19 protein-coding genes and 4 tRNA genes are annotated in these 16,214 nt (G+C 70.6%); 7 read left to right on the top strand and 16 right to left on the bottom strand.

Annotated elements, in window-relative coordinates:
- Positions 1–418 precede the first annotated feature (418 nt).
- The 8 genes from rplL to PZB77_RS18900 form a co-directional block, all read right to left on the bottom strand.
- The gene (rplL, locus tag PZB77_RS18935) at positions 419–799 is read right to left on the bottom strand and encodes a 50S ribosomal protein L7/L12 (RefSeq protein WP_275493790.1); all 381 of its coding nucleotides are present in this window, start codon (positions 797–799) and stop codon (positions 419–421) included.
- A gap of 82 nt (positions 800–881) precedes the next feature.
- Complete coding sequence (rplJ, locus tag PZB77_RS18930; protein WP_275493789.1) at positions 882–1,439, bottom strand: 50S ribosomal protein L10; 558 nt, start codon at positions 1,437–1,439, stop codon at positions 882–884.
- Between the two features lie 317 nt (positions 1,440–1,756).
- A complete protein-coding gene (locus tag PZB77_RS18925; protein WP_275493788.1) occupies positions 1,757–2,668 on the bottom strand; it encodes a hypothetical protein in 912 nt (303 codons plus the stop codon).
- Positions 2,669–2,842: 174 nt separating this feature from the next.
- Positions 2,843–3,565 (bottom strand): 50S ribosomal protein L1, encoded by a 723-nt coding sequence (gene rplA / locus PZB77_RS18920; protein WP_275493787.1) that lies wholly within the window; start codon positions 3,563–3,565, stop codon positions 2,843–2,845.
- Between the two features lie 82 nt (positions 3,566–3,647).
- Positions 3,648–4,082 carry a 50S ribosomal protein L11 gene (gene rplK / locus PZB77_RS18915; protein ID WP_073740413.1) on the bottom strand — a complete coding sequence of 145 codons (435 nt, stop codon included), beginning with the start codon at positions 4,080–4,082 and terminating at the stop codon, positions 3,648–3,650.
- 176 nt (positions 4,083–4,258) lie between these two features.
- Positions 4,259–5,155, bottom strand: a complete 897-nt coding sequence (gene nusG, locus PZB77_RS18910) for a transcription termination/antitermination protein NusG (protein ID WP_275493786.1) — start codon at positions 5,153–5,155, stop codon at positions 4,259–4,261.
- 73 nt (positions 5,156–5,228) lie between these two features.
- Entirely contained in the window at positions 5,229–5,513 is a 285-nt protein-coding gene (gene secE, locus PZB77_RS18905) for a preprotein translocase subunit SecE (protein WP_266705301.1), read from the bottom strand.
- Between the two features lie 108 nt (positions 5,514–5,621).
- Positions 5,622–5,694 (bottom strand) — tRNA-Trp (locus PZB77_RS18900).
- A gap of 277 nt (positions 5,695–5,971) precedes the next feature.
- Between PZB77_RS18900 and PZB77_RS18895 the strand changes: the two genes are divergently transcribed.
- Both PZB77_RS18895 and PZB77_RS18890 read left to right on the top strand, forming a co-directional pair.
- Complete coding sequence (locus PZB77_RS18895; RefSeq protein ID WP_275493785.1) at positions 5,972–7,198, top strand: pyridoxal phosphate-dependent aminotransferase; 1,227 nt, start codon at positions 5,972–5,974, stop codon at positions 7,196–7,198.
- A gap of 136 nt (positions 7,199–7,334) precedes the next feature.
- Positions 7,335–8,378 carry an adenosine deaminase gene (locus PZB77_RS18890; protein WP_275493784.1) on the top strand — a complete coding sequence of 348 codons (1,044 nt, stop codon included), beginning with the start codon at positions 7,335–7,337 and terminating at the stop codon, positions 8,376–8,378.
- 34 nt (positions 8,379–8,412) lie between these two features.
- On the opposite strand, the gene PZB77_RS18885 is transcribed toward PZB77_RS18890, so the two are convergent.
- The 6 genes from PZB77_RS18885 to PZB77_RS18860 form a co-directional block, all read right to left on the bottom strand.
- Positions 8,413–9,468: a UDP-N-acetylmuramate dehydrogenase gene (locus PZB77_RS18885; protein WP_275493783.1), complete on the bottom strand. Its 1,056-nt coding sequence runs from the start codon at positions 9,466–9,468 to the stop codon at positions 8,413–8,415.
- Positions 9,469–9,532: 64 nt separating this feature from the next.
- Positions 9,533–9,961, bottom strand: a complete 429-nt coding sequence (locus tag PZB77_RS18880; RefSeq protein ID WP_275493782.1) for a MaoC family dehydratase — start codon at positions 9,959–9,961, stop codon at positions 9,533–9,535.
- Complete coding sequence (locus tag PZB77_RS18875) at positions 9,961–10,413, bottom strand: MaoC family dehydratase N-terminal domain-containing protein (protein WP_275493781.1); 453 nt, start codon at positions 10,411–10,413, stop codon at positions 9,961–9,963. The genes PZB77_RS18880 and PZB77_RS18875 overlap by 1 nt, the downstream gene beginning before the upstream one ends.
- A 113-nt stretch (positions 10,414–10,526) precedes the next feature.
- Positions 10,527–10,691 (bottom strand): 50S ribosomal protein L33, encoded by a 165-nt coding sequence (gene rpmG, locus PZB77_RS18870; protein WP_003956487.1) that lies wholly within the window; start codon positions 10,689–10,691, stop codon positions 10,527–10,529.
- Positions 10,692–10,780: 89 nt separating this feature from the next.
- Positions 10,781–10,853 (bottom strand) — tRNA-Met (locus tag PZB77_RS18865).
- A 46-nt stretch (positions 10,854–10,899) separates the two neighbouring features.
- Positions 10,900–10,972, bottom strand: a tRNA-Thr gene (locus tag PZB77_RS18860).
- A 499-nt stretch (positions 10,973–11,471) separates the two neighbouring features.
- Between PZB77_RS18860 and PZB77_RS18855 the strand changes: the two genes are divergently transcribed.
- Positions 11,472–12,767: a hydrolase gene (locus PZB77_RS18855; protein ID WP_275493777.1), complete on the top strand. Its 1,296-nt coding sequence runs from the start codon at positions 11,472–11,474 to the stop codon at positions 12,765–12,767.
- Between the two features lie 56 nt (positions 12,768–12,823).
- Complete coding sequence (locus PZB77_RS18850) at positions 12,824–13,480, top strand: SDR family oxidoreductase (protein ID WP_275493776.1); 657 nt, start codon at positions 12,824–12,826, stop codon at positions 13,478–13,480.
- A gap of 119 nt (positions 13,481–13,599) precedes the next feature.
- On the opposite strand, the gene PZB77_RS18845 is transcribed toward PZB77_RS18850, so the two are convergent.
- Positions 13,600–13,681, bottom strand: a tRNA-Tyr gene (locus tag PZB77_RS18845).
- 176 nt (positions 13,682–13,857) lie between these two features.
- Between PZB77_RS18845 and PZB77_RS18840 the strand changes: the two genes are divergently transcribed.
- The 3 genes from PZB77_RS18840 (at position 13,858) to PZB77_RS18830 (ending at position 15,802) form a co-directional block, all read left to right on the top strand.
- Entirely contained in the window at positions 13,858–14,346 is a 489-nt protein-coding gene (locus tag PZB77_RS18840) for a YajQ family cyclic di-GMP-binding protein (protein ID WP_275493775.1), read from the top strand.
- 218 nt (positions 14,347–14,564) lie between these two features.
- Positions 14,565–15,134, top strand: coding sequence for a methylated-DNA--[protein]-cysteine S-methyltransferase (locus PZB77_RS18835; RefSeq protein ID WP_275493774.1), 570 nt, complete (start codon positions 14,565–14,567; stop codon positions 15,132–15,134).
- Positions 15,134–15,802, top strand: a complete 669-nt coding sequence (locus PZB77_RS18830) for an alpha-ketoglutarate-dependent dioxygenase AlkB (protein ID WP_275493773.1) — start codon at positions 15,134–15,136, stop codon at positions 15,800–15,802. Before PZB77_RS18835 ends, PZB77_RS18830 begins: the two co-directional genes overlap by 1 nt.
- Before the next feature lie 61 nt (positions 15,803–15,863).
- On the opposite strand, the gene PZB77_RS18825 is transcribed toward PZB77_RS18830, so the two are convergent.
- Complete coding sequence (locus PZB77_RS18825; protein WP_275493772.1) at positions 15,864–16,136, bottom strand: GlsB/YeaQ/YmgE family stress response membrane protein; 273 nt, start codon at positions 16,134–16,136, stop codon at positions 15,864–15,866.
- Positions 16,137–16,214 lie beyond the last annotated feature (78 nt).

The following is a 16,214-nucleotide window of genomic DNA, read 5'->3' as shown; positions in this document are numbered from 1 at the left end:
GATGTCCAGTCGGGGTTCTCAGAGACCCGCGTCGCTGTCAACAGCTGTTCTCAACACCTTTTCAGCCCTCGCACGGCGTGTGCCGCGCGCTTCTTTACTTCCCGCTCCGTTCCCGATCCATGCCTCGCAGGCGGACCGAGATGAAGACGCGTCCTGAGAATTGCGCGCCGCGTGCGGTTCGTCAAGGCCCCCCGGCCCACGTGCGCTCCCAGCAGCCGCCTCGGCGGCTGCTGGGCCCTCACCGACGCCCTCAGGAGGCGTACGGCGATGATCACCCTACTCCCCGCGGGCGGAAGAGCAAGGCGGTCGACCCGGGTACGCCGAAGGGCGACCACCCGGTCGGGTGATCGCCCTTCGCGTTCGCGACGGACCCGCCTCACGGCAGGTTCGTCACGGGTGAGTCAGAAGACTCGTGAAGTCACTTGACCTCGACGGACGCGCCGGCGGCCTTGAGGGACTCGGCAGCCTTGTCCGCGGCCTCCTTGGCGACCTTCTCGAGGACGGGCTTCGGGGCGCCGTCGACGAGGTCCTTGGCCTCCTTCAGGCCGAGGGAGGTCAGCTCACGCACGACCTTGATGACCTGGATCTTCTTCTCGCCGGCACCCGTGAGGATGACGTCGAACTCGTCCTGCTCCTCGACGGCCTCGACGGCGGCAGCGCCACCGGCGGCGGCAGCGGCGACCGGGGCGGCGGCCGTGACGTCGAACTTCTCCTCGAACGCCTTGACGAACTCGGAGAGCTCGATGAGGGTCAGGGTCTCGAACTGCGCGAGCAGCTCGTCCTGGGACAGCTTCGCCATGATGGCGTCCTTCCACTAAGTCGGCAGGTGCCGGATGTATATGTAGGCGGGCGTACGAAGGGCCCGCTGGACCGCTGAGTGGTTACTCGGCAGCCTCGGCGGGCGCCGGCGTACCGGCACCGCCCTGCTCTTCCTTCTTGGCACGAAGCGCTTCCGCGGTGCGGATGAACTTCGAGGGGAGCGCCTGGAAGAGTGCGGCAGTCTGCGACTGCTTGCCCTTCATGGCACCTGCCAGCTTGGCGAGCAGAACCTCGCGGGACTCGAGGTCCGCGAGCTTCTTGAACTCATCGGCGGACAGCGCCTTACCGTCAAGGACACCGCCCTTGATGATGAGGTTGGGGTTGTCCTTGGCGAAGTCACGAAGACCCTTCGCCGACTCCACCGGGTCACCGGTGACGAAGGCAACCGCCGTCGGACCTGCGAACAGGTCGTCCAGCGTGTCGATCCCGGCCTCGTTGGCCGCGATCTTGGTCAGCGTGTTCTTCACCACGGCGTACTGGGCGTTCTCACCGAGCGAACGGCGCAGCTGCTTGAGCTGGGCCACGGTGAGACCCCGGTACTCGGTCAGCACGGCGGCGTTCGAGCTGCGGAACTGCTCCGCGAGCTCGGCTACCGCGGCAGCCTTGTCGGGCCTTGCCATGAGCGTCGGCCTCCTTCCGGGTGATGAGGACCGCTCAGAAGGGGCCGGGAAAGACGAAACGCCCCAGCACAGGTGCCAGGGCGCAGCTCGACCGGCACGAGTCCGGGAGCGTTCCACAGTCACCTGCGCAGGTCGTCCGTCCGTACGGAACCTTCGGTCGATGCTCCTTCTGACGAAGGCACACCGACGACCAGCGGTCTTTGGCTTCTTCAGGAGCGTACGCGACCGGGACCGCGCGGGGCAAATCCGTCCGCGATCCGTGGGGTGCGGGAGGTTTGCACCCGCGCCCCACGGGCCATGGAAGGCGTCGAACGGGGTCAGGAAGCGGTCTTCGCGGCCTGCCCGGCGATCTCCTTGAAGTCGGCCGTGTCCCCGGGAGCGGGTGCCCGCACGCTCACCGGGGTGCCGTAATCGCTGTAGAAGATGGTGGAGTCGATCGCGCCGGCGGCGCTCTCTCCCCGCTCGGTCTTCTTGACGAGCAGGTCGTCCTCGTCGACCCACACGTCGACCCTCTCCGTCTTCACACCGGCCGCGTCCAGTTGCTCCTTGAGCTCCTGGAGCTGAGCGGCGTCGAGGCCGCCGCTCCGTGCGGTCAGGGCGGCCACGTCGACGACGCCGGAGTAGTGCGTGGTGGCGACGGAGCGGATGTTCTCCTCACCGACCTTCTTCACGTCACCCGACGCCAGGAGGGCCTTCACGCCCTCCTGGGGGGTGCTGTTCTTGATCTGGTTCTGCGCCGCGTCGCCGGATGCGCCGGTGAGGGCGGCGAGATCGGCGTAGGCGTACCGGAGCCAGTGCTTGCCCCCGAGGGCGGACGCGAAGGCGTCACCCATGTTCATGTAGTAGGCGTCCTTGAGGTACAGCGCCCGCATGGTGCCGTCGCCGCCCATCTTCGCCATGGCCTCGCCCATGGTGCCGCCGGTGTACGTGATGCTGACGTCGCCCGTCATGCCGTCCGACCAGTCCATGGCCCCCGACATCGTCATCGACATGGTGGTGCCCATGACCATGGTGCTCTCCACCTTGGCGGAGTGGACGCTGCCGCTCTTCGTCTGCACCTTCTTGAGCGCGGCGACGGGAGACAGGGCGACCGCGGCCGCGGCCGGGCTCCCGTCGCCGTTCTTGCCGGAGCCGCTCGTCCCGCCCGATCCCCCGCACGCCGCCACCGAAGACAGCGCCGCCACCGTCACGGCCGACACGCACACGCGCCGCAGTGTCCTGCTCTTCATCCCTGAACCCCACCCTCGAACGAACTGTCGCCCCACCCTCGCACAGGGGGCTGACAGCAACCGGCGCGGCCCGTTCCGTACGAACCGGCCCCGGATACGAGGACGGGCCCCGCAACCAGAAGGTTGCAGGGCCCATCCACACGCGTGACGCGGCTGTCCGGTGAGCGCGGGGGCTCAGAGGGAGGCCGGGTCCTCCTCGACGAGGAGGTTGCGGGTGCGGTTCTGGTCCAGCGGGATGCCGGGGCCCATCGTGGTGGCCAGCGCGGCCTTCTTGATGTAGCGGCCCTTGGCAGCCGACGGCTTCAGACGGAGGATCTCGTCCAGCGCGGCGGCGTAGTTCTCGACCAGCTTCGTCTCGTCGAAGGAGACCTTGCCGATGATGAAGTGCAGGTTCGAGTGCTTGTCGACGCGGAACTCGATCTTGCCGCCCTTGATGTCGTTGACAGCCTTGACGACGTCGGGCGTGACGGTGCCGGTCTTCGGGTTCGGCATCAGACCACGCGGACCGAGCACGCGGCCGAGGCGGCCGACCTTGCCCATGAGGTCCGGGGTGGCGACGACGGCGTCGAAGTCCAGGCGGCCCTTGGCGACCTCGTCGATGAGCTCGTCGGAGCCGACGATGTCGGCGCCCGCGGCTTCCGCGGCCGCAGCACGGTCACCGGTCGCGAAGACCAGGACCCGGGCGGTCTTGCCGGTGCCGTGCGGGAGGTTCACGGTGCCACGGACCATCTGGTCGGCCTTGCGAGGGTCGACGCCCAGGCGGAAGGCGACCTCGACGGTGCCGTCGAACTTGGTGGACGCGGTCTCCTTGGCGAGACGGACGGCCTCGAGCGGGGCGTAGAGGCGCTCCCGGTCGATCTTCGCGTCCGCAGCGCGGAGGTTCTTGCTGCGCTTCACTGCTGCTCCTGTGTGTTCAGAGTGTGGAGTCGTGGTGCGGACCAGCGCCTGGTCCTACCACTGGGGGCCGTGGGGGCTGGACTCAGCCTTCGACCGTGATGCCCATGGAACGGGCGGTGCCAGCGATGATCTTCGACGCGGCGTCGAGGTCGTTGGCGTTCAGGTCGGGGAGCTTCGTCGTGGCGATCTCGCGGACCTGGGCAGCCGTCAGCTTGGCGACCTTCGTCTTGTGCGGCTCGCCGGAGCCCTTGTCCACACCAGCGGCCTTGAGGATCAGCTTGGCGGCCGGCGGAGTCTTGGTGATGAAGGTGAAGGAGCGGTCGTCGTAGACCGTGATCTCCACCGGCACGACCATGCCACGCTGCGACTCGGTCGCGGCGTTGTAGGCCTTGCAGAACTCCATGATGTTGACGCCGTGCTGACCCAGTGCGGGGCCGACCGGCGGGGCCGGGTTGGCCGCACCGGCGTTGATCTGGAGCTTGATGAGCCCCGTGATCTTCTTCTTCTTGGGAGGCATTGCTCTCTCCGGGTCCTAGTGAGAGTGTTTCGCCGCCAGTCCGGTCATCCGGACGGAGGCATACCGCACAACGATAACGGGTATAGCTGCGCGACCAAAAACCAAGCAGGTCAGACCGGCTGCGAAGCCCGTCTGACCTGCTTGGTAAGCATGTGCCCAGAAGGAGGCGAAAGCCGTCAGTTCTTCTGGATCTGGTCGAAGCTGAGCTCGACCGGGGTCTCACGGCCGAAGATCTCGACGAGGCCCTTGACCTTCTTCGAGTCGGCGTTGATCTCGTTGATCGTCGCCTGCAGCGTCGCGAACGGGCCGTCGGTGACGGTGACCGAGTCGCCGACCTCGAAGTCGAGCACCTGGACCTCGACCTTGCGGGCCGGAGCCGGCTTGCCCGCGGCCTCGGCGGCCTCGCGGGCCGCCTTCTCCTCGGCCTCGGGGGCGAGCATCTTGACGATCTCGTCCAGGGTCAGCGGATACGGGTCGTAGGCGTTGCCCACGAAGCCGGTGACGCCGGGCGTGTTGCGGACGACGCCCCAGGACTCGTTCGTCAGGTCCATGCGCACCAGGACGTAACCGGGGAGCTTGTTCTGGCGGACGTTCTTGCGCTCGCCGTTCTTGATCTGGACGATCTCTTCCTCGGGGACTTCCGCCTGGTAGACGAACTCCTCGACGTTGAGCGAGACGGCGCGCTGCTCCAGGTTGGCCTTCACGCGCTTCTCGTACCCGGCGTACGTGTGGATGACGTACCACTCGCCGGGGAGGGTGCGGAGTTCCTCGCGCAGCGCGGCGACGGGGTCGACGGGAGCGGCCTCTTCGTCGGACTCGGCGTCGTCGGACTCGGTGTCGTCGTCGGACTCCGTGGCGTCCTCACCGGACTCGTCGGCGGGCGTCCCGTCGGTGTCCTCGGACTGCGCGGCGGGCTCGTCAGCAGCCTCGGCGGACTCGTCAGCGGTCTCGACCTGGTCCGAGGCCTCGGAGGAACCGGACTCCGAGGCCTCAACGATGTCGTGCTGGTCCTCGGCGGACTCGAAGGCGTCCGTCCCGGACTCGGCGGCGTCGTTCAGGTTCGGGTCAGACACGATGGCTGCTTCTTCCTGGATACAAATGGGTGGAACATGCGAAAGGGGCGCCGGTGAGGCGCCCTCCGCGGGATCAGCCGAAGACGTACTTGATGACCCGCTGGAATCCGAAGTCAATCACGGTAACCAGACCAATCATGACGACCACGAACACAATCACCACGGTGGTGTACGTGCTCAGCTGCTTGCGCGTGGGCCAGACGACCTTGCGCAGCTCGGCGATGATCTGACGGTAGAAGAGCGCGAGACGGCCGAAGGGGCCCTTCTTGCCGCGCTTGCCGCCCTTCCGAGTCTTCTTGGACTCGGGCGCTTCATCCTCAGCATCAGGCATGTCGATGGAGCCCACGGCGTCCGTCACGCTACTCACCTGATTCCGGGTCGTGTCCGTGCCGCGCCCGTTGGAGCCGCGCACGGCTGTGCAATGAAGTACGTACATGCGCACACATCCCGGCGAAGGAGTGTGTAGCAGGGCCGGAGGGACTTGAACCCCCAACCGCTGGTTTTGGAGACCAGTGCTCTACCAATTGAGCTACGACCCTTTGTGGTTTCCCCAACCTACCGCATGTCTCCTGGTGAGCAGGAAGTCATTTCGGTGCGGCTGGTGAAGGCCAACGACAGGTGAGTGTACGTGTTCATGGGCCCCGCGTCGAACAGATCGGGAGAGGGCCGTCCGGACGGGGGTCCACGGGGGTGTCCAGGAGGGCCGCCGGTCTTCCGTTCCGGTCCTGGCCAGGGCCGGTACGAGGGTGCGTGGAGCCCCGTCCGCCCGCTGGAACACCCGCGCCGGGGCCCGTGGAGGTCAGCCACAATGGGGGCATGAGCTCTGCAACTTCTCCGTCCGACCGCCGCGTCTCCGCCCGCGTCGGTGCGATCTCCGAGTCCGCCACCCTCGCCGTCGACGCCAAGGCGAAGGCCCTCAAGGCCGCCGGCCGTCCGGTGATCGGGTTCGGCGCCGGTGAGCCCGACTTCCCGACGCCCGACTACGTCGTCGAAGCCGCGGTGGAAGCGTGCCGCACCCCCCAGTACCACCGCTACACCCCCGCGGGCGGGCTGCCGGAGCTCAAGGCCGCGATCGCCGAGAAGACCCTGCGCGACTCCGGGTACGCGGTGGACATCTCGCAGATCCTGGTGACCAACGGCGGCAAGCAGGCCATCTACGAGGCCTTCGCCGCGGTCCTCGACCCGGGCGACGAGGTCATCGTGCCCGCTCCGTACTGGACCACCTACCCGGAGTCGATCCGGCTGGCGGGCGGGGTCCCGGTGGACGTCGTCGCCGACGAGACCACCGGGTACAAGGTCACGGTCGAGCAGTTGGAGGCCGCCCGCACCGAGCGGACCAAGGTCGTGCTCTTCGTCTCGCCGTCGAACCCGACCGGCGCGGTCTACGGCGAGGCCGAGGCCGAGGCGATCGGCCGCTGGGCCGTCGAGCACGGACTGTGGGTACTGACCGACGAGATCTACGAGCACCTCGTCTACGGCGACGCGACGTTCACCTCGCTCCCGGCCCTCCTGCCGGAGCTGCGCGACAAGTGCATCGTCGTCAACGGCGTCGCCAAGACGTACGCGATGACGGGGTGGCGGGTGGGCTGGATCGTCGGCCCGAAGGACATCGTCAAGGCGGCGACCAACCTCCAGTCGCACGCCACCTCCAACGTCTCCAACGTCGCCCAGGTCGCCGCGCTCGCCGCCGTCTCGGGGCCGCTGGACGCGGTCGCCGAGATGCGGACCGCCTTCGACCGCCGGCGGAAGACGATCGTGCGGATGCTGAACGAGATCGACGGCGTCCTCTGCCCGGAGCCCGAGGGCGCTTTCTACGCGTACCCCTCGGTGAAGGGCCTGCTCGGCAAGGAGATCCGGGGCACGCGCCCGGCCACCTCGGTCGAGCTGGCGGCGCTCATCCTGGACGAGGCCGAGGTCGCCGTCGTCCCGGGCGAGGCCTTCGGCACCCCGGGCTACCTGCGCCTGTCGTACGCGCTGGGCGACGACGACCTGGTCGAGGGCGTCTCGCGGATCCAGAAGCTGCTGGCGGAAGCGCGCGACTGACCCCACCCCGAACCGGGGAAGCTGCCCCCGGCCCGCGGACTCCATGTCCCGGGCCGGGGGCGCTTCTTTGTTCGCCCCCCACCCCGAAAGGAGAAGCGACTTCCGCTCCGGGCCGCGTGTGCGGCAGGATCTTCCAATGGAGCGTGATGTACGTCTGTTGCCCAAAGCCCACCTGCACCTGCACTTCACCGGGTCGATGCGGCCCACCACCCTGCTCGAACTCGCCGACAAGTACGGCGTGCGCCTGCCCGAGGCCCTCACCGGCGGTGAACCTCCCGAACTGCGGGCGACCGACGAGCGCGGCTGGTTCCGTTTCCAGCGGCTCTACGACATCGCCCGGTCCTGCCTCCGGGAGCCCGAGGACATCCGGCGTCTGGTGCGGGAGACCGCGCAGGAGGACGTCGCGGACGGTTCGGGCTGGCTGGAGATCCAGGTGGACCCCACCTCGTACGCCCCGCTGCTCGGCGGGCTGATCCCGGCGATCGAGATCATCCTGGACGCCGTGGACAGCGCCTCCCGGGACACCGGGCTGGGGATACGCGTGGTGATCGCGGCGAACCGGATGAAACACCCGCTGGACGCCCGCACGCTGGCCCGGCTGGCCGTGCGGTACGCGGACCGGGGGGTCATCGGGTTCGGCCTCTCCAACGACGAACGCCGGGGCATGGCCCGGGACTTCGACCGCGCGTTCGCCATCGCCCGGGAGGGCGGGCTGATCGCGGCCCCGCACGGCGGCGAGCTGGCCGGCCCGTCCAGCGTCCGCGACTGCCTGGACGACCTGGACGCGTACCGGATCGGCCACGGGGTGCGGGCGGCGGAGGACCCGCGGCTGATGCGCAGGCTGGCCGAGCGCGGGATCACCTGCGAGGTCTGCCCGGCGTCCAACGTGGCGCTCGGCGTCTACGAGAAGCCCGGCGACGTGCCGCTGCGGACGCTGTTCGAGGCGGGGGTGCCGATGGCGCTCGGCGCGGACGACCCGCTGCTCTTCGGTGCCCGGCTGGCGGCCCAGTACGACCTGGTGCGCGAGCACCACGCCTTCACCGACGAGGAGTTGGCGGAGCTGGCCCGGCAGTCGGTGCGCGGCTCGGTGGCCCCGGAGGACGTACGTCGCAGGCTGCTGGACGGGATCGACGGCTGGCTGGCCGGCCCGGGGCCTGAGGCGGGCGAGCCGAGGAGCTGAGCCCGAGGGCCCGGGCGCCGGGACGCCGAGGCGCTCAGAGGCTGACGCCGACCGTCACCGGCTCGTTGACGAGGGTCACTCCGAACGCCTCGCGGACCCCGGCCACGACCTCGCGGGCGAGGGCGAGCAGGTCCTCGGTGGTGGCCTCGCCCCGGTTGGTGAGGGCGAGGGTGTGCTTGGTGGAGATGCGGGCGGGGCCGCTGCCGTACCCCTTGGTGAAACCGGCCTTGTCGATCAGCCAGGCCGCCGAGGTCTTGGTCCGCCCGTCTCCCGCCGGGTAGGCGGGCGGGGTGGTGTCCGGGCCCAGGCGCTCTTCGGCGCGGGCCAGGAAGTCGGCGTACTCCCGCTCGTCGAGCACCGGGTTGGTGAAGAAGGAGCCGGCGGACCAGGTGTCGTGGTCCGCGGGGTCCAGCACCATGCCCTTGCCGGCGCGGAGGGCGAGGACCGTCTCCCGGACGGTGGCGGCCGGGACCCGGTCGCCGGCCTCGACCCCGAGGGCGCGTGCGGTCTCCGGGTACTTCACGGGTGCGGAGAGGCCGTCGGCGTCCTCGAGGGCGAAGCGGACGCGCAGGACGACGTACCGGTCGGGGTGCTGCTTGAAGGTGCTGTGGCGGTAGGAGAACCCGCACGCGGCGTTGGAGAGGGTGACCGTCTCGCCGGAGCGCCGGTCGTAGGCGACGACCTCGCTGATGGTGGCGGAAACCTCCTGGCCGTACGCCCCCACGTTCTGGATCGGCGTGGCACCGGCGGAGCCGGGGATCCCGGCGAGGCACTCGATGCCGGCGAGCCCCGCCCCGACGGTACGGGCGACGGCGTCGCTCCAGACCTCGCCGGCCGCGAGTTCGAGGCGGGTACCGGCGAGCTCGAAGCCGGTGGTCGCGATGCGCAGGGCGGTCCCGTCGAAGCCCTTGTCTCCGATGACCAGGTTCGACCCGCCGCCGATGACCAGGAGCGGGGTGCCCGCCCCGTCGGCCTCGCGGACGGTGGCGATCACCTCGGCGTCACTCGTCGCGGTGACGAGCCGGGTGGCCGGACCGCCGAGGCGGAAGGTGGTCAGGGGGGCGAGGGGAGCGTCGTGGAGTACCTGCACGGGTCAAGAGTACGGTCCGCGCCCCCACCGCTCGGGCGGGGCCACGGACCGTACGGCGAGGTCCTCAGGCGAGGCGGACCACGGCGCGGGACATGCCCAGCACCTTCTGACCGTCGCAGAGGGCGACCAGGTCGACGCGGACCAGGTGGTCGTCCAGCTTGGCGGCGACCTTGCCGCTGACCTCGATCAGCGCGCCCTTGTCGTCGTTCGGCACGACGACCGGCTTGGTGAAGCGGACGCCGTACTCGACGACCGCACCCGGGTCGCCGGCCCAGTCCGTGACCACCCGGACCGCCTCGGCCATGGTGAACATGCCGTGCGCGATGACGTCCGGCAGTCCGACCTCGACCGCGAACTTCTCGTTCCAGTGGATCGGGTTGAAGTCGCCGGACGCGCCCGCGTACCGCACCAGCGAGGCCCGGGTGACCGGGAAGGAGCGGGACGGCAGCTCCGTACCGACCTCGACCGACTCGTAAGCGACCTTCGCCGTCATCACGCCTCCTCGGCGGCGCGCGCCACCAGCTTCGTCCAGGCCGTCACGACGTGTCCGCCGGCCTCGTCGTGGACCTCGCCACGGATGTCCAGGATGTCGTTCCCTGCCATCGACTTGATCCGCTCGATCGTCGAGGTGACCGTCAGCCGGTCCCCCGCACGCACGGGACGCGTGTAGGAGAACTTCTGGTCACCGTGCACGACCCGGCTGTAGTCCAGCCCCAGCTGCGGGTCCTCGATGACCTGCCCGGCGGCCTTGAACGTGATGGAGAAGACAAAGGTCGGCGGCGCGATCACGTCGGGGTGACCGAGCGCACGGGCGGCCTCCGCGTCGACGTACGCCGGATGGGCGTCGCCCACCGCCTCGGCGAACTCGCGGATCTTCTCCCGGCCGACCTCGTACGCCGGGGTGGGCGGATAGGTCCGCCCCACGAAGGACTGGTCGAGCGCCATGAGCGCGCTACCTCCTGATGAAAGAGAAAAAGGGGCCGGTGGAAGCGAACCACGGCCCCGTACAACGACACGAGGCCGCCCCCAGTGGGGACGGCCTCGTGTACGAGCCTGTTTCAGCGCGTTTCGCGGTGCGCGGTGTGCGAGTTGCAGCGCGGGCAGTGCTTCTTCATCTCAAGACGGTCCGGGTTGTTACGCCGGTTCTTCTTGGTGATGTAGTTCCGCTCCTTGCACTCCACGCAGGCCAGCGTGATCTTCGGGCGGACGTCGGTGGCAGCCACGTGAGTGCTCCTAAGACGGACGGATGGACGGATGAACGCATAAAAGAGTAGCCGATCGAAGGACCGACCCCACAATCGGCTACCGTTTGTAGCGGTGACCGGACTTGAACCGGTGACACAGCGATTATGAGCCGCTTGCTCTACCGACTGAGCTACACCGCTTTGATGAAAGAGTCCCCCCGCCGAAGCGGGGTTCTCCGATCACCAGAGCCCCAATGCGGAATCGAACCGCAGACCTTCTCCTTACCATGGAGACGCTCTACCGACTGAGCTATTGGGGCGAGCGAGGAAGACATTACACGGTCCCCCGCCGATCCCCCAAATCCGTTTCCGCGTCCCCCCGCGCGGCCCCTGCGAGCCCTGTCCCGGTGGGGCCGTCACGCCTCTGATCAGGCCTTCGACGCCCGGCCGCGAGGTCACGGCCGCCCCACGCAACCCCTCTGTCCGGGGCGTCCCGCCGCACCTCACCGGTATGACTATTTCGCTCCTCCACGGGACGGGTCGGACTCCGCCCTAGGCTCGGACCGCCTTCGATCTTGAAATCCCGTTTCCGGTCGCGGTTCCGGGGATTCCGGCGGGTCCGACGGGTTCCGGGGTGCGTGAACCGCCGTCGCGGAGAGCGCGCCGGCCCCCGGAGCCCTCGTTCCGTGCATCCGCGGTCCACTCTCCGTCCGGTCGCCCCCGCGGCGACCCGATCCCCCGCCCGGCGCTGTACGGCTACCGCAGCGTACGCCGCCGGGGACGGGCACGACGCCCCGACGACCCCTCCCCAGGAGCGCGATGCCCGACAGCCGGCCGAGGCCACCCGACGACGACGCGGACGGCCGCGGGGCCTCCCCCGAACCGCTGCTGCTCTGCGGGGCACGGCTCGCCGACGGCCGGACCGTGGACGTACGGGTCGGCGGCGAGCGGATCGAGGCCGTCGGGCCCCCCGGCACCCTCGGCGCCCGGGGTACCCGGGTGGAGCTGCGCGGCTTCCTGCTGCTGCCCGCCCCCGCCGAACCGCACGCCCACAGCGACACCGCCCTCACCGCCTCCGACTGCGAGGGAGACCCGCACCGCCCGCAGGACCTGCGGCGCCGCGCGACGGAGGCCGCCCTGCTCCAGCTGGGGCACGGTGCGACCGCGCTGCGTACCCACGTCCGGGTCGGCGGCGCCCACGGCCTCGCGCCGCTGGAGGCGGTCCTGCAGGCCCGGTACGCGCTGCGCGGGCTGGCCGACCTCACGCCCGTCGTGGTCCCCCGGCGTCTCACCGGAGCGGAGGGCGAGGACGGGACGGCCCTGCTCCGGGACGCCGTCGCGATGGGTGCGGGCGTGATCGGCGGGCGCCCGGACCTCGACCCCGACCCCGAGGGGTACGTGGAGCGGGCCCTCTCCGTCGCCGCCGAGCACGGACTCCCGGTGGACCTGCACACGGACGCCTCCGACCCCGCCCGGATCGCCCGGTTCGCCGCCATGGCGGCCGGGCTGGGGGCGGGGCCGGAGAGGGGGCCGGGGCCGGAACCGGCGCCGGGGAGGGGGTCGGGAGTCACCCTCGGCCCGTGCGGCGGTCTGTCCCGGATGCCGGAGGAGGCCGCGCGGCAGGCCGCGGAGCGGCTCGCGGCGGCCGGCGTGACGGTCGTCTGCCTGCCGCAGGGCGGCTGCTCGGGCGCGCAGCGCCGACTCACCGCGCCGGTACGCCTGTTGCGCGCCGCCGGGGTTCGGCTCGTGGCGGGCAGCGGGGCGCTGCGCGACACGGCCAACCCGGTGGGGCGGGGCGACCCGCTGGAGGCGGCGTACCTCCTGGCCTCGCAGCACGGGCTGCCCGCCCGGAGCGCGTACGACGCCGTCGCGACCACCGCCCGGCTGGCGATGGGGCTGCCCGAGGTGCGCGTGGAGGCGGGCTTCCCGGCGGAGTTGCTCGCGGTGCGCGGCGACGGTCTCGCGGGCGTGCTCTCGCTCGCGTACAGCCGGATCGTGGTGCACCGGGGGCGGATCGTCGCCCGGACCAGCGCGGTGCGCGAGTACTGCGACACGGAGCTGCCGGAACCGTACGGGCTGCCGCGCCAGGGCAGGCCGGGGCCGGGGCCGGGTTGATCTTCATTCGGCCGTGGTCCGGGCGTGCGGGCCCGCTCCGGCGTACGGTCGTGACCATGCGCATTGTCATCGCGGGTGGACATGGTCAGATCGCACTGCGGCTGGAGCGCCTGCTCGCCGCACGCGGGGACGAGGCGGTGGGCCTCGTCCGCGATCCGGGGCAACGGGGGGATCTTGAGGCGGCGGGCGCCGAGGCGGCCGTCCTCGACCTCGAATCGGCCTCCGTGGACGAGGTGGCGAAGGTGCTCGACGGCGCCGACGCCGTGGTCTTCGCGGCGGGCGCGGGCCCCGACAGCGGGCCGGACCGCAAGGACACCGTGGACCGGGGCGCCGCGGTGCTCCTCGCCGACGCGGCGGAACGGGCGGGCGTACGGCGCTACCTCATGGTCTCCTCCATGGGCGCGGACGCCTCGCACCCGGGCGACGAGGTCTTCGACGCTTACCTGCGGGCGAAGGGCGCGGCGGACGACGCCGTACGGGCGCGGGCGGGCCTGGACTGGACGATCCTGCGGCCCGGCATGCTCACCGACGACGCCGGCACCGGCCTGGTCCTGCTCTCCCTCTCCACCGGCCGCGGCCCGGTACCCCGCGACGACGTGGCGGCGACCCTCGCGGAGCTGCTCGACACCCCGAGCACGGCGGGCCTGACCCTGGAGCTGATCTCGGGCAACGTGCCGGTCTCGGTCGCGACGAGGAACGTCGCGGGGAACTGAGCGGGGAGCCACCCGGGCCCGGCGGTTCCGGGCCCGGGACGCCCGGGATCCGGACGGCGAGCCGCGGACATGCGAGAAGCCCCCGTCCACATCACTGTGGACGGGGGCTTCCCGTTCGGTGGCGGCGCCAGGGTTCGAACCTGGGTAGGCTGAGCCGGCAGATTTACAGTCTGCTCCCTTTGGCCACTCGGGCACACCGCCTCGAACATCGCTCCGGAACCCCGCTGGTGAGCTCCTTGGCGACGACGTAAACGATACCCGATGCGCAGGGGTGCTCCGCCACTCGATTGATCAGCGGCTGGACCCCGGGTCAGCCTTTAGGCTTTCTCCTGCATCCCCACGCTTACGACCGTTTACGACGCAAGGAGCCACACGCCATGGCCGACTCCAGTTTCGACATCGTCTCGAAGGTCGAGCGGCAGGAGGTCGACAACGCCCTCAACCAGGCCGCCAAGGAGATCTCCCAGCGCTACGACTTCAAGGGCACCGGCGCGTCGATCGCGTGGTCCGGCGAGAAGATCCTGATGGAGGCGAACGGCGAGGAGCGCGTCAAGGCGATCCTCGACATCTTCGAGACGAAGCTGATCAAGCGCGGGATCTCGCTGAAGTCGCTGGACGCGGGCGAGCCCCAGCTCTCCGGCAAGGAGTACAAGATCTTCGCGACGATCGAGGAAGGCATCTCCCAGGAGAACGCCAAGAAGGTCGCCAAGGTCATCCGCGACGAGGGCCCCAAGGGTGTCAAGGCGCAGGTGCAGGGCGACGAGCTGCGGGTCAGCTCGAAGAGCCGCGACGACCTCCAGGCCGTGCAGGCGCTGCTCAAGGGCAAGGACTTCGACTTCGCCCTGCAGTACGTCAACTACCGCTGACGCGCGGGCCGGTGGCCGTGCCGCCGGCCGCTCGACGAGGTTCTCCCACGGCGGTGTCGTCCTCGGCACCGCCGTGAGCGTTCTCCGCCCCGGTGCCACGAGCGGCCCCCAGATGCCCGCGCCGGAAACCCGATGTCGGATTTCCGCCAGCCCGGTGGCGTCCCGGTGGCGCAGACTCGGAGTACGGGACCGGGAGCGCGTGAGAGGGATGACCGTCGATGAGCACGGTGTACACGAGGTGTGACAGCCCCCTGGGCGAGCTGCTGCTGGTCGGCGACGAGCCGTCCGCGGGACTGCTCTCGGTGTCCGTACCGGAGCAGAAGGGCGGGGCGGTCGTCCTCGCGGGGTGGCGGGAGGTCCCGGGGGCCTTCGCGGAGGCCCGGGCGCAGCTCGCGGCGTACTTCGCGGGGCGGCTGACGCGTTTCGAGCTGCCGTACGCGCCGGGGGCGGGGACGGAGTTCCAGCGGCGTGTCTGGCGGGCGCTGGAAGAGATCCCGTACGGCAGCACGGTGTCGTACGGCTGGGTGGCGCAGCGGGTCGGTGTCGCCGGGGCCGGGGTGCGGGCGGTGGGGACCGCGATCGGGCGGAACCCGCTGCTGGTGGTGCGGCCGTGCCACCGGGTGATCGGCGCGGACGGATCGCTGCGGGGGTACGCGGGCGGGCCGGCGCGCAAGGAACGGCTGCTGTCGATCGAGGGCGCCTGGGCGGAAGGCCGCGCGACGGGGCCGGCCGTCGCCCCGGCGGAGCGTGCGGACCGTGACGCGGCCGGCGGCCCGGGGCGGGGCTGATGGCGTCGGCGGGGCTCTTCCCGAGGGAGCGGCGGACCGTCGCCCCCGGGGCGGTGCACGTGCCGGGGTGGTTGTCGGTGGAGCGGCAGCGGGAGCTGGTGGCGGCCTGCCGGGAGTGGGCGCGAGGGCCGGTTCCGCTGCGGCACACGGAGCTGCCGGGCGGCGGGGTGATGTCGGTGCGGACGGTGTGCCTGGGGTGGCACTGGCGGCCGTACGCGTACGTGCGGACCGCTGACGACGTGAACGGGGCCCGGGTCGCGGTGTTCCCGGAGTGGCTCGCGGAGCTGGGCCGGGCCGCGGTGGCGGAGGCGTACGGGGACGAGGCGGCGGGCCGGGCGTACGCGCCGGACGCGGGGCTGGTGAACTTCTACGACGGTACGGCCCGGATGGGCATGCACCAGGACCGCGAGGAGCGCTCCGGGGCCCCCGTGGTGTCGCTGAGCATCGGGGACACCTGTGTCTTCCGGTTCGGGAACACGCAGGACCGGGGGCGGCCCTGGACGGACGTGGAGCTGGAGTCCGGTGACCTGTTCGTCTTCGGAGGACCGTCGCGCTTCGCGTTCCACGGGGTGCCGAAGGTGTATCCGGGGACGGCCGGCCCGGAGACGGGGATGCGGGCCGGCCGGCTCAACCTGACGCTGCGGGAGACCGGTCTGGACGACCGGTGAGCCGGGCGGCTCCGGTCGGCCCGCCGCGCGCGGGCGTGCGGAGTGCGGGCCGGCGCCGTCGTCAGCGGCGTTCGCGGGAGTTGCCGAAGAGCAACCGGTAGACGATGAGCAGCACCAGGGAGCCCGCGATGGCGGCGACCCAGGTGGCGAGGTCGAAGAAGTCGTCGTTGATCGGACGGTCGAGGACCTTCGCGGAGAGCCAGCCTCCGACGAAGGCTCCGGCGATCCCGATGAGGGTCGTGATGATGATGCCGCCGGGGTCGCGCCCCGGCAGCAGAACCTTGGCTATGACTCCGGCGACGAGCCCGAGAATGATCCACGCGATGATGCCCATGCGGCCCACCTACCCCTTTTCCTGGTTGTGGATTCAGGGACGCGCGGTGTGGTGGGAGCGGTTGCCCCGCAGGGCACA

It is taken from the genome of Streptomyces sp. AM 2-1-1 (assembly GCF_029167645.1).
Taxonomy (GTDB): Bacteria; Actinomycetota; Actinomycetes; order Streptomycetales; family Streptomycetaceae; genus Streptomyces.
The sequence above is the reverse complement of the archived record's forward strand: the minus strand, read 5'-3'. Positions and strand labels throughout refer to the sequence as shown.